At 38.8% G+C, this 17,766-nt stretch carries 19 protein-coding genes and 1 tRNA gene; 16 read left to right on the top strand and 4 right to left on the bottom strand.

The genetic code is table 11. The annotated features are described in order from the left end of the window. Window positions 1-793: 793 nt before the first annotated feature. Together AC2VNP_RS06255 and AC2VNP_RS06250 are read left to right on the top strand one after the other, a co-directional pair. On the top strand, window positions 794-1,102 hold the full coding sequence (locus AC2VNP_RS06255; protein WP_486916519.1) for a hypothetical protein: 309 nt from the start codon (window positions 794-796) through the stop codon (window positions 1,100-1,102). 21 nt (window positions 1,103-1,123) lie between these two features. Continuing rightward, complete coding sequence (locus tag AC2VNP_RS06250; protein WP_486916518.1) at window positions 1,124-1,522, top strand: N-acetylmuramoyl-L-alanine amidase; 399 nt, start codon at window positions 1,124-1,126, stop codon at window positions 1,520-1,522. A 73-nt stretch (window positions 1,523-1,595) separates the two neighbouring features. Here AC2VNP_RS06250 and AC2VNP_RS06245 read toward each other — a convergent pair whose 3' ends face one another. The 3 genes from AC2VNP_RS06245 to AC2VNP_RS06235 are packed head-to-tail and all read right to left on the bottom strand — an operon-like array spanning window position 1,596 to window position 2,273. Next, window positions 1,596-1,727, bottom strand: a complete 132-nt coding sequence (locus tag AC2VNP_RS06245; protein ID WP_486916517.1) for a hypothetical protein — start codon at window positions 1,725-1,727, stop codon at window positions 1,596-1,598. 59 nt (window positions 1,728-1,786) lie between these two features. Next, a complete protein-coding gene (locus AC2VNP_RS06240) occupies window positions 1,787-1,921 on the bottom strand; it encodes a hypothetical protein (RefSeq protein ID WP_486916516.1) in 135 nt (44 codons plus the stop codon). After that, entirely contained in the window at window positions 1,896-2,273 is a 378-nt protein-coding gene (locus AC2VNP_RS06235) for a PhnD/SsuA/transferrin family substrate-binding protein (RefSeq protein ID WP_486916515.1), read from the bottom strand. Before AC2VNP_RS06235 ends, AC2VNP_RS06240 begins: the two co-directional genes overlap by 26 nt. Window positions 2,274-2,490: 217 nt before the next feature. On the opposite strand from AC2VNP_RS06235, the gene AC2VNP_RS06230 reads away from it, so the two are divergent. From AC2VNP_RS06230 to AC2VNP_RS06195, 8 genes are all read left to right on the top strand, one after another. After that, window positions 2,491-3,633 carry a trans-sulfuration enzyme family protein gene (locus tag AC2VNP_RS06230; protein ID WP_486916514.1) on the top strand — a complete coding sequence of 381 codons (1,143 nt, stop codon included), beginning with the start codon at window positions 2,491-2,493 and terminating at the stop codon, window positions 3,631-3,633. Between the two features lie 285 nt (window positions 3,634-3,918). Beyond that, window positions 3,919-3,995: transfer RNA gene (locus tag AC2VNP_RS06225), tRNA-Met, on the top strand. A gap of 117 nt (window positions 3,996-4,112) precedes the next feature. Then, on the top strand, window positions 4,113-5,096 hold the full coding sequence (gene thiL, locus AC2VNP_RS06220) for a thiamine-phosphate kinase (protein WP_486916513.1): 984 nt from the start codon (window positions 4,113-4,115) through the stop codon (window positions 5,094-5,096). A 12-nt stretch (window positions 5,097-5,108) separates the two neighbouring features. After that, window positions 5,109-5,561, top strand: a complete 453-nt coding sequence (gene tsaE, locus AC2VNP_RS06215; protein ID WP_486916512.1) for a tRNA (adenosine(37)-N6)-threonylcarbamoyltransferase complex ATPase subunit type 1 TsaE — start codon at window positions 5,109-5,111, stop codon at window positions 5,559-5,561. Then, a complete protein-coding gene (tsaB, locus tag AC2VNP_RS06210; protein ID WP_486916511.1) occupies window positions 5,562-6,269 on the top strand; it encodes a tRNA (adenosine(37)-N6)-threonylcarbamoyltransferase complex dimerization subunit type 1 TsaB in 708 nt (235 codons plus the stop codon). Then, window positions 6,266-6,724, top strand: a complete 459-nt coding sequence (rimI, locus tag AC2VNP_RS06205; protein ID WP_486916510.1) for a ribosomal protein S18-alanine N-acetyltransferase — start codon at window positions 6,266-6,268, stop codon at window positions 6,722-6,724. Before tsaB ends, rimI begins: the two co-directional genes overlap by 4 nt. Further along, on the top strand, window positions 6,714-7,730 hold the full coding sequence (tsaD, locus tag AC2VNP_RS06200; protein ID WP_486916509.1) for a tRNA (adenosine(37)-N6)-threonylcarbamoyltransferase complex transferase subunit TsaD: 1,017 nt from the start codon (window positions 6,714-6,716) through the stop codon (window positions 7,728-7,730). The genes rimI and tsaD overlap by 11 nt, the downstream gene beginning before the upstream one ends. A 352-nt stretch (window positions 7,731-8,082) precedes the next feature. Further along, window positions 8,083-10,236: a hypothetical protein gene (locus tag AC2VNP_RS06195; RefSeq protein ID WP_486916508.1), complete on the top strand. Its 2,154-nt coding sequence runs from the start codon at window positions 8,083-8,085 to the stop codon at window positions 10,234-10,236. 269 nt (window positions 10,237-10,505) lie between these two features. On the opposite strand, the gene AC2VNP_RS06190 is transcribed toward AC2VNP_RS06195, so the two are convergent. Next, window positions 10,506-12,413 carry an ABC-F family ATP-binding cassette domain-containing protein gene (locus AC2VNP_RS06190; protein ID WP_486916507.1) on the bottom strand — a complete coding sequence of 636 codons (1,908 nt, stop codon included), beginning with the start codon at window positions 12,411-12,413 and terminating at the stop codon, window positions 10,506-10,508. Between the two features lie 193 nt (window positions 12,414-12,606). Between AC2VNP_RS06190 and AC2VNP_RS06185 the strand changes: the two genes are divergently transcribed. The 6 genes from AC2VNP_RS06185 (at window position 12,607) to AC2VNP_RS06160 (ending at window position 17,393) form a co-directional block, all read left to right on the top strand. Further along, on the top strand, window positions 12,607-13,242 hold the full coding sequence (locus AC2VNP_RS06185; protein WP_486916506.1) for a redox-sensing transcriptional repressor Rex: 636 nt from the start codon (window positions 12,607-12,609) through the stop codon (window positions 13,240-13,242). Between the two features lie 74 nt (window positions 13,243-13,316). Next, on the top strand, window positions 13,317-13,502 hold the full coding sequence (locus AC2VNP_RS06180) for a twin-arginine translocase TatA/TatE family subunit (protein ID WP_486916505.1): 186 nt from the start codon (window positions 13,317-13,319) through the stop codon (window positions 13,500-13,502). Window positions 13,503-13,518: 16 nt separating this feature from the next. Then, window positions 13,519-14,289, top strand: a complete 771-nt coding sequence (gene tatC, locus AC2VNP_RS06175) for a twin-arginine translocase subunit TatC (RefSeq protein WP_486916504.1) — start codon at window positions 13,519-13,521, stop codon at window positions 14,287-14,289. A 258-nt stretch (window positions 14,290-14,547) separates the two neighbouring features. Continuing rightward, on the top strand, window positions 14,548-15,723 hold the full coding sequence (locus AC2VNP_RS06170) for an aminotransferase class I/II-fold pyridoxal phosphate-dependent enzyme (RefSeq protein WP_486916503.1): 1,176 nt from the start codon (window positions 14,548-14,550) through the stop codon (window positions 15,721-15,723). An 18-nt stretch (window positions 15,724-15,741) separates the two neighbouring features. Continuing rightward, window positions 15,742-16,530: a carbon-nitrogen family hydrolase gene (locus AC2VNP_RS06165; protein ID WP_486916502.1), complete on the top strand. Its 789-nt coding sequence runs from the start codon at window positions 15,742-15,744 to the stop codon at window positions 16,528-16,530. A 332-nt stretch (window positions 16,531-16,862) separates the two neighbouring features. Next, window positions 16,863-17,393: a DoxX family protein gene (locus AC2VNP_RS06160; RefSeq protein WP_486916501.1), complete on the top strand. Its 531-nt coding sequence runs from the start codon at window positions 16,863-16,865 to the stop codon at window positions 17,391-17,393. Window positions 17,394-17,766 lie beyond the last annotated feature (373 nt).

Here is a 17,766-nt window from a genome sequence, read left to right as displayed (position 1 = left end):
CTTCAGCGCCGATGGTAGTTGGGGGCTTCCCCCTGTGAGAGTAGGACGTCGCTAGGCATAAAGCACAATCCAAATGGGTTGTGCTTTTTTAGATTCACTTTGTTTATCGTTTCTTAAAATTTCTTTTCAAAGGGCTGAGTAGATACTCCTTTATGTATTAAGAGGACTCAGAAGCTCTTATTTGTGAATAAATGCCCTTTTGGTCCATTTAGGGGACTCACAGGCCTTTATTGCATGAAAATTTCATAAATATCACATGATTTTATGTAAATAAGAGCCTCTCAGTCCTCATAAGTCGTCAAAACGATGATTTTAGCAAAAATAAGGGCTTCTCAGTCCGTGAAACAATAGACGATACATGAAACGTCATCAGAAGCAAAAGTACTTAGTTAAAAAACATAAGGGAAATGTACATTAGAAAGCGGCGAGTGAAAGGGACGAAGTAATTCATCATCCCCGCTGTGAGAGGAATCTCACTCTTTTCGTAGAGCTACATGGGGGGCATCGAAGGTGAATTTTCGAATCACACCCCGCACCATCCCCGTAGAAAGGTTTAGATGGCCATCGCTAGGGATAGCACAATCCAAATGGGTTGTGCTTTTTTAGTCTGTGTAAAAATTTCGAGTAATCAGTTTGGGGAGGTAAAGCCGCTTACCAGGGTACCTTCACCTTCTAAACTTTGACGATCAAGTCTATCATTAGGTGCTCTTGTATTTTTATTAAACAAACATAGAAAACGAGGGGAGTTTTAGTATAATACTTAGGTATTATACAATTTTGTTAGGTAGTAAATATGGTAAGAAACATAGGAATAAATATACTCTTTGTAAGCTTGTTCTTAATTGGGTGCACAACAACTGAAAACTCCCAAACGATTGGACAAGACACATTACAAGTAATAGAAGATTACTCAAAGGTAGAGAAGAAGGACTCAATGATTCAGTCTGAGGAGACACGAAAAAATAATATTAATGCCGTAGATTATCTTTTACCACTGGAAAACTCGAAACCTCGGATGGAGACGATCACTCATGTCATGGTTCATTTTATAAGCAATGTTGCGAGAAACCCAGAAGACCCATATAACCCTGAAGATGTTTAGTCTATTTTTGAGGAGTATGGTGTGTCGGCACACTATATGATTGGGAGAGATGGGACCGTGTTTCAACTCGTATCAGAAGATCGTGTCGCTTATCATGCTGGGGCAGGAGAGCTTCAAGATTATCCTGACTATACAAACCGCTTGAATGAATTTTCGAAAGGTATTGAACCCCTTGCTATCGGTACGAGAGAAGAAATGTTTCCTGCAATACCAGTACGGGTCTACAATGTAATCGATCCAACAATGATAGGTTATACCGACGAACAATACGGATCACATAATGCTTTACTGAATGATATTTTCGAGAGAAACCCTTCCATTGTAAGAGATCGAAATCACGTAATTGGGCATGATGAATACGCCCCTGGAAGAAAAGCCGATCCAGGTTCATTATTTGAGTTGTCTAAACTCGGTTTATAGTTATTTTTATACAGTTTCATTAGTCTAGTTTTCATTTAGGCTCGGCTATCTACATACTTGTAAACTTCTCGGTTTACAGATCAGCCTTTTTTTCATCGTCAGATTGTTTTTTATATAAACCGTATTCCTCAAAATTAGACTGTAGTTTCGTTTTTTGAAAACCAGACAAAAAAAGAAGAACAGTAAAAATAATAAATACACGCATGAGAAAAACCTCCTATTATTATAAAATGCAGGAGGCAGCCTTCTGGTTCCACTATTCAATTAAAAGTGGGTGGACCTACGAAGTAAAACTTCCTTCATGTCACTATCTTCGTGTACAATAACTACAGTATGGTATTGATCGCGTTCTAACGCTGCTAGTGGTTCTGCATCAGGTGCAGCAGCTAGTTTGTGCATATTCAGAAGGGCCAGCTAAAATCATGTCAACTTGACCATATTCCATTGCGGTAGCAGAGATAACACGATCAGATAAAGCAAAGAATTCAAACTCTACATCAGTTAAATCTTCCAGTAATTCTTTGAATGGTCCAAACTGACGTTGTAACTCTTCTAAACCTTCAATACCTGTAACAGCGAAGCGAACTTTCTCTGGCCAATCCGCACGCTCATTAGGGGCTTCTGAAGAGTTGGTTTCTGTACTTGTACTAGCTGTTTCAGTTTGTGGTGTAGCCGTGTCTTTCCCTCCACAAGCAGCTAAAAAAACAATACTAAGAATGATAAGACCGATAAAACGTAAAGAATGTTTCATAGATATAAATACCTCCTGGATTTTATTAACAAAGCGTAAATTATGTTTTGATAATGTTTGCTTTGTTAGGATTTTGTTTGACACTGATTACTATAACGTCTCTTTGTTAAGCCATTATTTTGCTAATATCAATTTGTGTTAAGAAATCGTTAAAACTGTTAAGATGAAGTTAACAAAATTTACAAAAGAAAAGATTGAATAAAGGTGGAGTCATAAGATGGGGCAACGATTTAATACGAGAACTGTACACTTTCAGTCAAAAGATGTAGCGAGAAATATGAGTAAAGCTCAACCGATTTATCAAACATCAGCGTTTACTTTTAAGGATCTAGATGATATGGAAAGTTTTTATCAAGGAGAAAAAGAGTTTCTCTATTCTCGATTTGGTAATCCAAATACGGAGGACTTAGGAAAAGGTGTTGCGGCTATCGAAGAAGCTGAGGACGGTGTAGCTACATCTTCAGGAATGTCAGCGATATTGGCTGGTATTTTAGCTGTCGTTAAACCAGGAGAGCATATTGTGGCTTCAGAAGATTTATATGGAGGCACTTATCAACTATTAGCCGTTGAATTACATAACCTGGGAATTGAAGTAAGTTTTGTATCGTTTGAATCGGCGGAAGAGATCAAAAGTGCGATTTTACCTGCAACGAAGTTAATTTATACAGAATCTGTGACGAATCCGTTATTACGTGTAGAGAACCTAGAAATGGTTAAAGAAATTGCCGACGAGTTTGGTTTAATTACAATGATCGATAATACATTTGCAACGCCTTATCTTTTACAGCCAACAACGTTTGGAGCAGATCTTGTCGTTCATAGTGCAACAAAATACATCGGTGGTCATAGCGATGTAACAGCTGGGGTATTAGTAGGGAAAAAAGATATAATTGAAAAAGCTAGAGGCAAAGTAGTAAGTTTAGGGTGTAATTTAAGCCCCTTTGAAGCTTGGTTAGCCTGCCGCGGATTAAAAACTTTAAGCATTCGCATGGAACGACAATCCAAGAATGCTCTTGCTGTATCCAATGCATTAAAGTCCAATGAAGGAGTATTAAAAGTGTATTACCCTGCCGATCTTTCAGCAAAGGGAAATGGGGCAATGGTTTCGATAGAATTAGATCAAACTGTAAATGTAGAGCACTTCTTTAAATCGTTAGAATGGATTAAAATTGCACCAACATTAGCGGGTGTAGAAACAACGGTTTCTTATCCAATTAGAACTTCACATCGAACGATTCCTAATGCAACTCGTGAGAAACTTGGAATTACAGAAGGGCTTGTCCGTATATCGATCGGTATTGAAGATGAATTGGACATCATCGAAACATTTGAAAATGCTATCGCCAAGGCTAAAGTATAATCTAGAAGAGGCTGCAAGCCAGCCTCTTTATCGTTTATTTCATAATTTAATGTTTAGACAGTAAAAAAGTTGGACATGCTATTTGTACAGGGTTAGGGAACTTAATTAAGTTTCTTAACGTGAAATAAAAAAACTTGCATAAAGAAATAACATGTGGTAAACTATAATAACTGTTGATGAAGAGCGTTACATCGGAGTCAAGCAACTCAACACAAACGAAGCATCGGCAAAAAGAGGAAACGACGACCTCTTTAAAAAAGCATCGTCCGATAACTTTCATAACGTCGCGGGGTGGAGCAGTCTGGTAGCTCGTCGGGCTCATAACCCGAAGGTCATAGGTTCAAATCCTATCCCCGCAACCAAAATTAATTTGTTTATGACTTACATAACAGAACGATGAATTTTAAAATCAACAGAAACTCCTTAGGATGTCAGTTCCTAAGGATTTTTTTCTATGATTAACAAAAGGGTGAAGCATCATGCAGGATGAATTTTCTTTTATTACAAAGATTACACCGAAGCAGTTCAAACAACGAGAATTAATTTATGGGATTGGCGATGATGCGGCTTTATTTCGCATTGATGGTGCTTATGATGAAGTGATTTGTGTTGATACTATGGTGGAGGATATTCACTTCCGTAAGGACACGATGGCCCCATTTCATCTCGGTCATAAGGCCTTGGCAGTTAATATTAGTGATATTGCAGCTATGGGAGGAACACCGCTATTTTATTTGGTTTCTATTGCCATTCCAAAAGATTGGGAAGACGAAGCGTTATTTGAAGTTTATGAGGGCATGTCGAAGCTGGCTGCTCAATACGAGATGGACTTAATTGGCGGGGATACCGTTTCAACCAATGATAAGCTCGTGATATCGGTCACTGTTATTGGTAAAATTGAAAAAGGACGACGATTGTTAAGAAGTCAAGCGAAGCCAGGTGATCTCGTTTTCGTGACTGGAAATGTAGGGGCAAGTGCCGCAGGTTTACATTTATTGTTTGAAAGAACACGGAATGGTCCATTTTCAAAAGAAGAAAAGGAGCTCATTCAATCACATCAAATACCGCAACCGCAAGTGAAGGCTGGTCGTGTTCTTGCACGATCTAATTGTAGACTTTCATTAAATGATGTAAGTGATGGTTTAGCGAGTGAAGCTAATGAGATTGCTGAGGCTAGTGGAGTTACGATAACTATAGATGAAAATAAAGTTCCAATCATTCCAGTGATTGATTCCATTCAGCCCGAGCAACGGCTAAAGTGGGCTTTGTTTGGTGGCGAAGACTTTCAACTCATTGGAACGATGTCAGCAGAAAACTGGGAAATGGTACATAAGCAATTAGAGAAACAAGGGGTTACTGCTTCTGTTATAGGGAAGGTTACTGCAGGTGAAGCAAAAGTCTTTTTACAAACCGAAGAAAATTTGGTTGAATTAAAAAAGGAAGGCTACAATCATTTTAAGTAGACAGGTGAAATTATGGAGAAATATACATGGAACAGTCATTCTCCAGAAGAAACGTTTGAATTCGGAGAACGATTAGCTAAGCATTTAACACCTGGAGACGTCCTTACGTTAGAAGGGGATTTAGGCGCTGGAAAAACAAGTTTTACTAAGGGAATTGGAAAAGGTTTAGGCGTCCAACGTGTGATCAATAGTCCTACATTTACGATTATTAAAGAATATAAAGGTCAGATACCTTTGTATCATATGGATGTTTACCGGCTGGAGCATAGTGAAGAAGATTTAGGTTTTGATGAATATTTTGAAGGTCAAGGGGTAACAGTCATTGAATGGGCGAGCATGATCCAAGAAATGTTACCAGAAGAACGTCTCGACATTTACATATACCATACTGGAAATGATGAACGAACATTTGAATTACGCCCCAAAGGTGAACGATTCATTTCGCTGTGTAAGGAGTTATTATAAATGAAAGCAATCGCAATTGATACAACCAATTTAGTCATGGGTATCGCCATTATTGATGGTGATAAAGTCGTTGGCGAAATGATTACTAATTTGAAGAAAAATCATTCAGTCCGCTTAATGCCTGCTATCTCACAATTAATGAAAGAAGTCGATATGGAGCCTGGCGATTTAGATAGAGTAATGGTTGCTCAGGGACCTGGATCTTATACGGGTGTCAGAATAGGTGTTACAACGGCCAAAACGTTGGCATGGACTTTAAATATACCGATTGTTGGTGTTTCAAGCCTAGAAGTAGTTGCTCAAAACGGTCGCTTTTTTAACGGTTATATCTGTCCTTTTTTTGATGCTAGACGAGGACAAGTGTATACGGGTCTTTATAAAAGTAATGGACAAGAAGTCACTAACCAAGAAAAAGATCAACTTGTGCTGCTTGATGACTGGCTGAAACAATTCCAAGAAACGGAAGAAAATGTTTTATTTCTGAGTAATGATTTAGCATTACACCAAGAGAAGATAAAAGATACACTTGGAGATCGCGCGATATTTCCTTATCTATCCATGCAAAATCCTCGACCATCTGAATTAGCACAGCTTGGAATGAAAAAAGAACTACAAAGCAATGTCCATGATTTTGTTCCCCAATACTTGCAGCTAGCTGAAGCTGAAGTGAAATGGTTAGAAGCACAAAATAAAGGGGAAACCAGATGACGGAGCCTAGCATTCGCTTCATGACAGTAGATGACCTAGATCAGGTCCTTATTGTCGAGAAAGATGCGTTTACTATTCCGTGGAGCCGGACGGCGTTTTATAATGAGTTAACGAGTAATCAGTTTGCTCATTATGTCGTTATGGAGCTAGAAGGAGTTATCATTGGTTATTGTGGTGTATGGCTTGTAATGGATGAAGCACATATCACAAATATTGCAATTCTCTCACAATATAGAGGAAACAACTATGGGGAAACGTTGCTTTTATATGTAATGGAACTTGCAAAAATGTATGGGGCATTAAAAATGACGCTCGAAGTCCGAGTTTCTAATGAAGCGGCAAAAGGATTATATGAAAAACTAGGGTTTATGCCTGGTGGGATTAGGAAAAATTATTATACAGACAATCTAGAGGATGCATTAGTCATGTGGGCGGTGTTAAAAGATGAAGGATGAATTGATATTAGCAATTGAGACAAGCTGTGATGAGACGTCAGCAGCGGTTATTAAAAATGGTACAGAAGTACTCTCAAACGTCGTTTCTTCGCAAATAGAAAGCCACAAGCGGTTTGGAGGCGTCGTCCCGGAAATTGCTTCTCGTCATCATGTCGAAAAAATGACGTATATATTTGAAGCTGCCATGGAAGAAGCAGGTTTGACATTTGCACAGTTAGATGCGATTGCAGTCACAGAAGGTCCAGGGTTGGTTGGTGCCCTATTAATGGGAGTAAATGCTGCTAAAGCTTTAGCATTTGCGCATAATCTTCCTTTAATTGGTGTTCATCATATCGCTGGGCACATTTATGCGAATCGATTAGTTAAAGAAATGGAGTTCCCATTATTGGCTTTAGTCGTATCTGGTGGTCATACAGAGCTCATTTATATGAAGGAACATGGTTCGTTTAAAGTGATTGGTGAAACGAGAGATGATGCAGTAGGAGAAGCCTATGATAAGGTGGCAAGAACGTTAAATTTACCTTATCCAGGAGGCCCTCATATTGACAGACTTGCACACGAGGGGAAAGTAACGATTGATTTACCGAGAGCGTGGCTTGATCCCGAAGCGTATGAATTCAGTTTTAGCGGATTGAAATCAGCGGTCATCAATACCCTTCATAATGCGAAACAGCGAGGAGAAACGATTGAACCAGCAGACCTAGCTGCCAGTTTCCAAGAAAGTGTTATTGATGTGTTAGTGACAAAGACCAAAAGAGCAACAGTAGAGTATAAAGTAAAGCAGCTTCTATTAGCGGGCGGAGTTGCAGCCAACCGCGGACTTCGTGCAAAGTTAGAACAAGAGTTTGACAACTCAGAAGTGGAATTAATTATTCCACCACTCTCATTATGTACAGATAACGCTGCGATGATAGGGGCAGCTGCCAGTATTTTATTACAGCAAGGCAAGGTTTCGGATTGGGCACTTAATGCAAACCCAGGTCTTGAACTAGATACCTGTGAATAAAAAGTTTAAATCCTTTCTTATCAGTCTATGCTGAAAGAAGGGATTTTTTGTTTGAAATTCTTTAATTAAGAGGAATTTGAGGATAGGAAACATCAAAATTCGTCATTCCTAACGAAGAATCGTGTTTTTTTATGTGGAAAAAACTTATCCACAACATTGTGTATGAAGTGGATAAGTACGTGAATAACTTATTCTATAGCACTATGTTTTGTTTATAAAAAAATGTGGATAAACATGTGGGTAGTGGGGATAACTTTTAAAAAAACGGAAGAATCAATGATCTTCCTGTGTATAACGCTGTGAGTAGTGTGGATATGTCAGAAAATTTGTTCATAAGTTGAGGGGATCATGTGTGAAAAAGAGTTGGATCATCATCAGTAGTTTGTTTTTTTTGATGTTATTAACAGCTAACGTAAAAGGATATGAACAACAAAAGTCACTTATACTTATCGTTGCTCCAGATTTTTCTTTTGAAGAAGCGGAATGGCTCCTTGAAAATGGTGACACAAACGTCTGGGGAAGAGCCGGGTTTTCTGCTTTAAATGTACGTCCTGAAGGGAGTTATTCGTACTTAAGCAATACAGTATCATTAAGTTCAGGGATTCGGGGAGTAGGTGTCGATCAGTGGAATGCGTTTGAAAAAGGAGAATTCATTGATGGTAGGTCAGTCGAGGAACTTCTCTTACAATGGACCGGGGCTTATCCACAGGATAGTTTACTTCACCCGTATCTTCACAAATTAATTGAAAAAAATAATTCGACAACATTCCGCGCACCGATAGGATTTTTGGGAGAAACCTTAAAGCAAGAAGGTATTACACGCTATGTATTCGGTAACAGTGACTTATCAGAAGAAGAAAGAGTCCGCAATGCATCTTTATTTGTTATCGATAAAAAAGGCGAAGTTCAAGGAGATTTAACGAAAGTAGTAAAGGCAGATCCGGCTGCTCCAGCGGGAGTAAGCATGAATTCAGATCTCTTACTAGAGGAAATTCGCGTAGTTGAGGATGAAAGTAACCAATCATTCATAGTGGTAGAATGGGGGGATTTTCATCGTTTATTTTCGCATAAGGACATGATGATATCCAGCCACTTTGAGAAACGTTACGAACAAACATTGGTTTCTTTTGAACAGTTTATTCGGCTTCTTGTGGATAACAGCAATCGTCATGTTATGGTAGTTGCGCCTATGATGCATTCCGGAGCGTACAAGGAAAAAAAGCAACTTAGCCCTTTTTATTATTGGGACGGATCTCTTCAGCATCCATTCGAGCTTTACTCACAAACGACAAAACAAAGATACATAATTAGTAATGTTGATGTCGTTCCGACCATTTTATCTACATTTGCCTTACAAGTCCCATCGAGTTTACCGGGCACACCTTTAAATCAGTTCGAGATTTTAGACGCAAATTATAATCACGAAGATGTTGTGAATAATGTAAATTGGGTGTTTAAAATATATAGTACTAGAAGTGTTATACTTTCTAGCTATATTACCTTGTTAGTTTTAATGTTAATAAGTGTAGGAATTTTATTATGGAGGAAGAAGACGAGTCCTCGCTGGGTAAATGCAGGGAAAATCATACTATTAGCAGCGGTTAGCTCACCAATTTGGTATTTATTTTTATCGAAGATTCTGTTGTACGTTCATAGCGGTTACTACTTTTGGTTGTTGACTATATTATCGATCTTATTAGCTTGGATTCTTTTAAAATTCACTAAATACCCCCTTGTTCTGATAGGGACCATTCAATTTATGGTCATTACGATTGATTTATGGATGGGGTCTCCTTTAATGCAGCGGTCCTATTTAGGGTATGATCCGATCATTGGGGCGAGATATTACGGCATAGGAAATGAATATGCAGGTGTGTATATGATTTCTGGATTATTGATGTTAATACCATTTTGGAAGGCTTCCAAGCGAACGTTTTTAATTGTAACGACGGTCCTTTTTGGTTTCTTAATTTATATGTTAGGTTCGAGTCATCTCGGGACTAATGCCGGAGCTACTTTATCAGCTGCAATCGCTTGGGGATTTATCGCTGTAAAGCACAGCTCTTTAATGAATAGATGGAAGGTATGGCTGCCTATTTTGCTAGTTGCAATCCCAGTTTTGGCATTAATTCTTTTGTTTTTATTACAAATGGGTGGTAAATCGACTCATATTGGATATGCTTTTGAACGAATTTTGAGCGGTGATTTTTCATATATGTTCGATGTTATTAAAAGAAAGCTGCAAATGAATTGGAAGATCTTTAAGTTCTCAAATTGGACCCAACTGTTTGTTACCTCCTATATTTTAATGGGGATTATACTATGGAGACAAAAAAATTGGATCAAGAATGAACGGGAAAAAGATATATTGCAAGCGATGCTCGTTACATCTGTTGCCTTGCTGTTACTAAATGATTCAGGGGTCGTTGCCGCAGCTACCTCGATGTTTTTAATTGTGGCCACTAGTTATTATTGGCTATTGGAAGAGAAAGGAACTAGAGCTTAGGTGCTGATTTTGCGCATGGGCAGTTATTTTAGTGAAAAACGAAGTGTTTGTGGATTATAGTTACAGTTGTGGCGCTAATTTATGGGCAGACGACTAAAGTTTAAACACGTTATAGGAGATTGTGCTTTTGGTCGTTAGCAGCAGGTGTTAACGGCTAGACTCAATAGTCTCACATCTATTAAAAGGTCCATCCAAGCATGTCTAATTGAGAACATGTTAGATGGACCTTAAAGTGCTTGTCATCAGGCTAGCAGACTGTCTGTTGCCTACTATTCTTGCAGTTCTTCCCACTCGGTTAGTAATTGTTCGATGGTCTCGTTACGAGAGTCGATTTGTTGTTGAAGCTGTGCAGACTTTTCGTGATCTTCATATACCGATGGTTCACATAGTGCTTGTTCCCATTCGGCGACTTCAGCTTCCATTTGTTCAACCGTTGCTTCAATTTCTTCAATTCGACGTTGTCTTTGACGTTCTTTTCGTTTGGCTTCTTTATCCATGTGGAAGTTTTGTTTATCTTTTTTTAGTTCTTCTTTCTGGGCTTGCTCCTCATTAGCCAGTTCATGTAATTGACGAGCTTCATCTTTTTTATGCAAGTAATAGTCATAATCGCCAAGGTAATTCGTAATATTTTGTTGTGAGAGTTCAATAATTCGTGTCGCCATCCGGTTTAAGAAATACCTGTCATGGGATACAAAAAGAATTGTCCCGGGATAATCAATTAAAGCAGACTCTAAAACTTCCTTGCTGTCTAAATCAAGGTGGTTAGTTGGTTCATCCAGGATAAGAAAATTAGCTCTTTTTAACATTAACTTCGCTAAAGCAAGACGTGCTTTTTCGCCGCCGCTTAAATCAGAGACGATTTTTAATACATCATCCCCACTAAAGAGGAAGTTCCCTAGAACCGTACGTATATCTTTTTCTTGCATCAGTGGATATTCATCCCACAATTCATGAATGACTTGCTTGTTTGATGTTAATTTTGCTTGTTCTTGATCATAATAACCAATAGCAACGTTGCTTCCATAGGTAATCGATCCAGAAAGAGGTTGCAATTCTTTTGTAATCATTTTGAGCAAGGTTGATTTTCCAATTCCGTTTGGTCCAATTAACGCAGCACTCTCACCGCGATTTAGCTGGAAAGTAATATCTTTAAATAATGGAACGTTCTCATAACCGCCAGAAAGAGCTTGTACTTTCAATACTTCGTTTCCTGTTTGTTTTTCTATATCAAAAGAAAAGTTGGCGGATTTTTCACTGCCTTGTGGTCGGTCTAACCGATCCATTCTTTCAAGTGATTTCCTGCGACTTTGTGCTCGCTTCGTCGTAGAAGCTCTAGCGATATTCCGGCGCACGAAGTCTTCTAACTTTGCGATTTCTTCTTGTTGTTTTTCAAATTGTTTTAATTCCTGCTCGTAACGCAGGGCTTTTTCCTCAAGGTAGTCTGAATAGTTCCCTTTAAATTTAGTAGCTTTTGTTCTCGAGAGCTCATACACGTGATCGACGACTTTATCTAGAAAGTATCGGTCATGTGAGACAATGAGGACAGCACCGGGATAATTGGATAAATACTGCTCGAGCCAAGCTAATGTTTCAATGTCCAGATGGTTGGTCGGCTCATCGAGAATGAGCAGGTCTGGTTTCGTTAATAATAACTTTCCGAGCGCGAGTCGTGTTTTTTGACCCCCGCTTAGAGTAGAGATCTTCGTATTGTAATCAAAATTAGCGAAATTTAATCCAGCTAGGACTGAGCGAATATCGGCTTCATATTGGTAGCCGCCTTCGTCTTTAAAATTGACTTGCAGCTGGTCATATTCCTTGAGAATTTTCTCATAATTTTCGTTATCAGGGTTAGCCATTTGTTCTTCGAGTCTTCTTAACGTTCGTTCTTTTCTTTGAAGCTCAGCAAACACCGATAACATTTCATCCCAAATGGAAAGATTAGACTCCAGACCAGTGTCCTGAGCGAGATATCCGAGCTTAACATCTTTTGGTATCATAATTTCGCCTGAATCATACGACATTTGTCCAGCGATAATTCTTAATAGCGTTGATTTTCCAGCGCCATTTCGCCCAACAAGCGCAATACGTTGTTTAGACTGTATTTCAAATTTTATATTGGTTAAGATCGGTTCTACACCGAATGATTTGGTTAAATTTACACACTGTAATAAAATCATAAAAATAATCCTTCCTACTTATAGGGTAACTAAGAGATAAAGCTATGAAACAAGTATGATAAACTAAGTGTACCTTATCGGAAGTTATTCAACAACTTAATGAACAGTCGTTTAAAACGATTACACGAAAGACAAAAATAGTGTACAATATGACATGTAACATCCTGATTGGTGAAAACCTTGGAGGCGATCTATGAAATTTGAACAACCTAAAATTCCGCAAGCTACAGCGAAACGATTGCCCTTGTATTATCGATACTTAGAAAATCTTAATGCCTCAGGAAAGCAACGTGTCTCTTCGTCAGAGTTGAGTGAAGCTGTTAAAGTTGACTCCGCGACGATCCGCCGTGATTTTTCTTATTTTGGCGCATTAGGGAAAAAAGGGTACGGATATAATGTAAATTATTTACTGTCTTTTTTTCGAAAGACATTAGATCAGGATGAGTTGACGAAAGTGATTTTGATTGGAGTCGGGAATCTTGGTACAGCTTTTTTGAATTATAATTTTGCAAAAAATAATAATACAAAGATTGTCATGGCATTTGATGTTGATGAGGATAAGGTTGGCCAAGAAATGGGCGGAGTTAAAATTTATAATCTGACTGAACTAGAGGAACATCTAGATCCAGAAGTAACAGTGGCGATTTTAACAGTGCCTGCTCAATCGGCTCAAAAGATTGCTGATCGACTCGTTTCAGTAGGAATTAATGGTATTCTGAACTTTACTCCAGCACGATTAACAGTACCAGAGAATGTTAGGGTTCACCATATCGATTTATCCGTTGAGTTACAGTCGCTTATTTATTTTTTAAAGCATTATCCGCTATAATAGAGGATAAGCCTATAAATGATTTTTATTTAAACTAGACGATAGAGAAAAGAAGACATAAGGAGGTGGATTTAATGCCAACATTAGGAGTAGGAAGTATCGTTCTAATTGCATTAGTAGCGTTATTAATATTCGGTCCTAAAAAGTTACCGGAGTTAGGAAAAGCAGCTGGTAATACTTTACGTGAGTTCAAAAATGCCACAAAAGGTTTGGCTGATGACGACGACGATAACAATAAGAAAAAAGAGAAACAAAACTAGTTAGGATGGGTATTTAATGGAACAGAGAGATATGTCTGTGTATGATCATATAGGCGAGTTGCGTAGACGATTAATCATCGTCTTTGTCTTTTTTGCTATCGCTTTGATTGGTGGGTTTTTTTTAGCAAAACCGATCATTACTTTTCTTCAAAGTGCACCGACTGCTCAAGATATTCCAATGAACGCCTTTAAGCCGATTGATCCGCTTCGGGTTTATATGACGTTTGCATTTTTTAGTGCATTTTTAATTATTTTCCCTGTCATTTTATATCAGCTTTGGGCATTTATAAGTCCTGGTCTGCATGAAACGGAAAGAAAGGTAACTTTAGCCTATATTCCAATTGCATTTTTGTTGTTTCTAACTGGTATTTCTTTTTCGTATTTCATTTTATTTCCGTTTGTAATACAGTTTGTAGGTACGTTAGCAGGACAATTAGGAATAAATGAGATGTACGGAATTAATGAGTACTTCAATTTTCTTTTTCAGTTAACGATTCCATTTGGTCTACTGTTCCAAATGCCGGTCGTTATTATGTTTTTAACACGATTAGGGATTGTTACACCTGCTTTTCTAGGAAGTGTGAGAAAGTTTGCGTACTTTGGCCTTCTCGTAATTGCAGGTTTAATTACACCACCAGAACTAATTTCACACTTAATGGTAACTGTTCCGTTATTCTTGCTCTATGAGATTAGTATTGTCATATCAAGAGTTGCGTATCGAAAAGCACAACGTCTTGAAGCAGAACGCCTTAAAGAAGAACAGACTGAAAATGAAAATCACGCTTAGGCTGCATTCCACGAATGCAGCCTTTTCTTATCACATAAAATTATGAGTAGAACCATCACATATACTTTGTAGGGTGCCAGGTACCTTTAACGCACTGCACTACTGAAGGTAGCAGGTACCTTTAATGCACTGCACTGGTAAAGGTGGGGCACAGCGAATTTGAGTAACCACACTAATACTACTTGACCCGTTGACAAAAGCGGTTATGCTTCATACGATGGGTTTAGATTAATAAAGGAATGAAATGTAGGTGAAGAGATGAAACAGTTTCAAATGAATCAGACGATGGCAGAATTACCGAAACAATATTTTGCAAGTCTAGTGGCTAAAGTCAGCGTCTTAATCAAAGAGGGAGCAGATATTATTAATCTTGGCCAAGGCAACCCTGACCAACCGACACCTGAACATATAGTTGCAAGTTTAAAAGAAGCAGCTGATCTTCCTCAATATCATAAATATCCACCTTTTCGCGGATATCCGTTTCTAAAAGAGGCAATCGCTGAATTTTATAAACGCGAATATAGTGTAGAACTCGACCCAAACAAAGAAGTTTGTATTCTTTTTGGAGGAAAGGGCGGACTGGTTGAAGTTAGTCAATGCTTGTTAAATCCAGGAGATGTAGCACTTGTTCCAGATCCTGGTTACCCAGATTATTGGTCAGGGGTTGCGCTTGCTAGAGGCAGAATGGAAATGATGCCTCTCAAGAAAGAAAATGCGTTTCTCCCTAATTACAATACCATTCAAGAAGAGGCATTAAAACAAGCGAAGCTTATGTTCTTGAACTATCCGAACAATCCAACCGGTGCAACTGCTTCGAAGGAGTTCTATGACGAAACAGTAACTCTTGCAAAGCAGCATGATTTTTGTGTCGTTCATGACTTTGCGTATGGTGGTATCGGTTTTGATGGACAAAAGCCGGTAAGCTTTCTTCAATCTGAAGGTGCAAAAGACATAGGAATTGAAATTTATACATTATCGAAGACGTATAATATGGCAGGGTGGCGTGTCGCTTTTGCTGTCGGGAATGCTTCAGTAATTGAAATGCTTAACCTTTACCAAGATCATATGTATGTCAGCTTGTTTGGAGCAATTCAGCAGGCAGCAGCTACCGCCCTTCTTAGTCCGCAAACATGCGTAGATGAGTTAGCTCAAAAATATGAAGGACGTCGCAATGTCCTTATTGAAGGCTTACAATCGATTGGTTGGAATGTAACGGCACCAAGTGGTTCGTTCTTTGCTTGGTTACCGTGTCCTGAAGGAATGAGTTCTGAAGAATTTGCCGACATCCTGCTGTACGAAGCGCATATTGCGGTTGCACCAGGTCGAGGATTTGGTGAAAGTGGAGAAGGCTACGTTCGAGTGGGCCTTTTAGAAGAAGAAGATCGATTAAAAGAAGCGGTGGAACGGATTAAAAAACTAGAACTTTTTAAATAGGATCGGAGGGCTTAACGAATGAAAATTGCGATCTACCAAATGGATATTATCCCAGGTGCACCTGAAGAGAACCACGAAAAAGTTAAACAGTGGTTCGAGCAAACAGCAAGCCAAGAAGATAAGCCTGATGTCGTTGTCCTGCCGGAAATGTGGACAACAGCTTATACATTAACTACATTAGATCAAGTCGCAGAAGATGATCAGAAACAAACAGCCACCCTATTAAGTGAACTCGCCAAACAATACGAAGTAAATGTCGTTGGAGGCTCTATCGCCACAAAAGAGGGCGATTACATTTACAATCGAGCGCTCGTATATAACCGAAAAGGTGAACAAGTTCATCAGTACGATAAAATTCATCTCGTTCCGATGTTAAATGAGCATCTATACTTAGCTGGAGGTCAGAAAAAAGTTCAAACCTTTGATCTTGATGGCGTTAAAGTAGGGGTTATCATTTGTTATGACCTACGCTTCCCAGAACTGGCACGGTCGCTAGCTTTAGCAGGAACTGAAGTGTTATTTATCGTTGCCGAATGGCCAGAAGCGCGTCAGAGTCATTGGACGACTTTACAACAAGCCAGAGCGATTGAAAATCAAATGTACGTCGTGTCATCCAATCGAGTGGGTACGTACGACGGGGTTGAATTTTGTGGCCGTTCACTCGTCATTAACCCGTGGGGAGATACAGTTGCTCAAGGGTCACAAGACAAAGAAGAAACGATCACAGCAGATTTGCAATTAAAAGATGTGCAAGACGTTCGTCAAAATGTTCCTGTGTTTAAAAGTAGAGTGCCAAACTTATACTAGAGCTTCCTATTGCTTATAAAAAGAACCTCTTGTTATTGAACTAAAAATTGATGATACGGTCTTCGTTCAGGAAAATGCCCTTTCTTTTTCACAGTCATGGAGGAAGGTGAAGAAGAAAGGGTACTACTCAAAGGAGCGGGCCAAAGAGTATGCCAGTATTAGAACTCTAGTAGGGACTATATTTTGAACAGTTTGTGAAACGGTGAGCAAACTTATAGACAAGAGTGGAGAAGTGCTTTATCATATGAATTGTGAAACACTTCACAAACAAAGCATTCAAACTTGTCGCGACCAGGTGAAATGTAAATCAACAGCCTAGAGGAGGAATAAATATGTTTGGTCAGTTTCTTAGAAATCATTCAATTTCAGCGGGGATCCTTTTGTTCTTACGCGTTTATCTAGGATGGGCTTGGTTAACAGCAGGCTGGTCAAAGATTACTGGAGATTTTAATGCTGGAGGTTATTTGCAAGGTTCTGTAGCAAATCCTGTATTACAAGGAGAGGCAATGATTTATCCAAATTACGTAGTATTTCTAGAAAGATTTGCTATACCGAATGCGGAACTATTTAGTTTTATGGTGGCATGGGGAGAATTTCTCGTTGGTTTAGGACTTATCCTAGGAGTTTTAACTAGTGCAGCTGCATTCTTTGGAGTTATGATGAACTTTGCCTTTATGTTTGCCGGAACTATTTCAACTAATCCTTGGATGTTACTAATCTCAATGTTTATCTTAGCGGCAGGTGCCAATGCAGGTCGTTACGGTGGAGACCGTTGGGTGTTACCGTATTTACGCCACCTGTTTATGAAGAAGTCAGGAAATTCAATGTTAGATCAGGAAAAGAAAATCGTCAAAGTTGCTTAACGGTTACAATCAATCTATATTCAATCTTGACTATCGCTTTACCCCTCAAAAATAAACGTCTTGGAAGCTGCTTTTTAGAAAAATGTGTGCGAGTCATTAGACTTACAACAACAAAAAGGCAGCTTCTTTTTTTATTGATTTAATTTTTCTATATCCTCTAAACTGCACTAATGAAAGATTAGGTTCAGGCCATGAGAACCATTTCGTCTTTCTTCAAAGGCATTAACAGGTACTTTTTCACGAACACTTAACCCCTGTAATATCCTCTTACCCGAGAAAGCTCGTCTCCTAAGCCCCTAACAACTGGAAAACAAAATAGTACCCGAAACAACTTTATCCGTGGTATAGTTATAGTAATTTATTTCGACAGACG

This window comes from Alkalihalobacterium sp. TH-98 (assembly GCF_057473385.1).
This window is presented reverse-complemented; position numbering and strand designations above follow the sequence as displayed.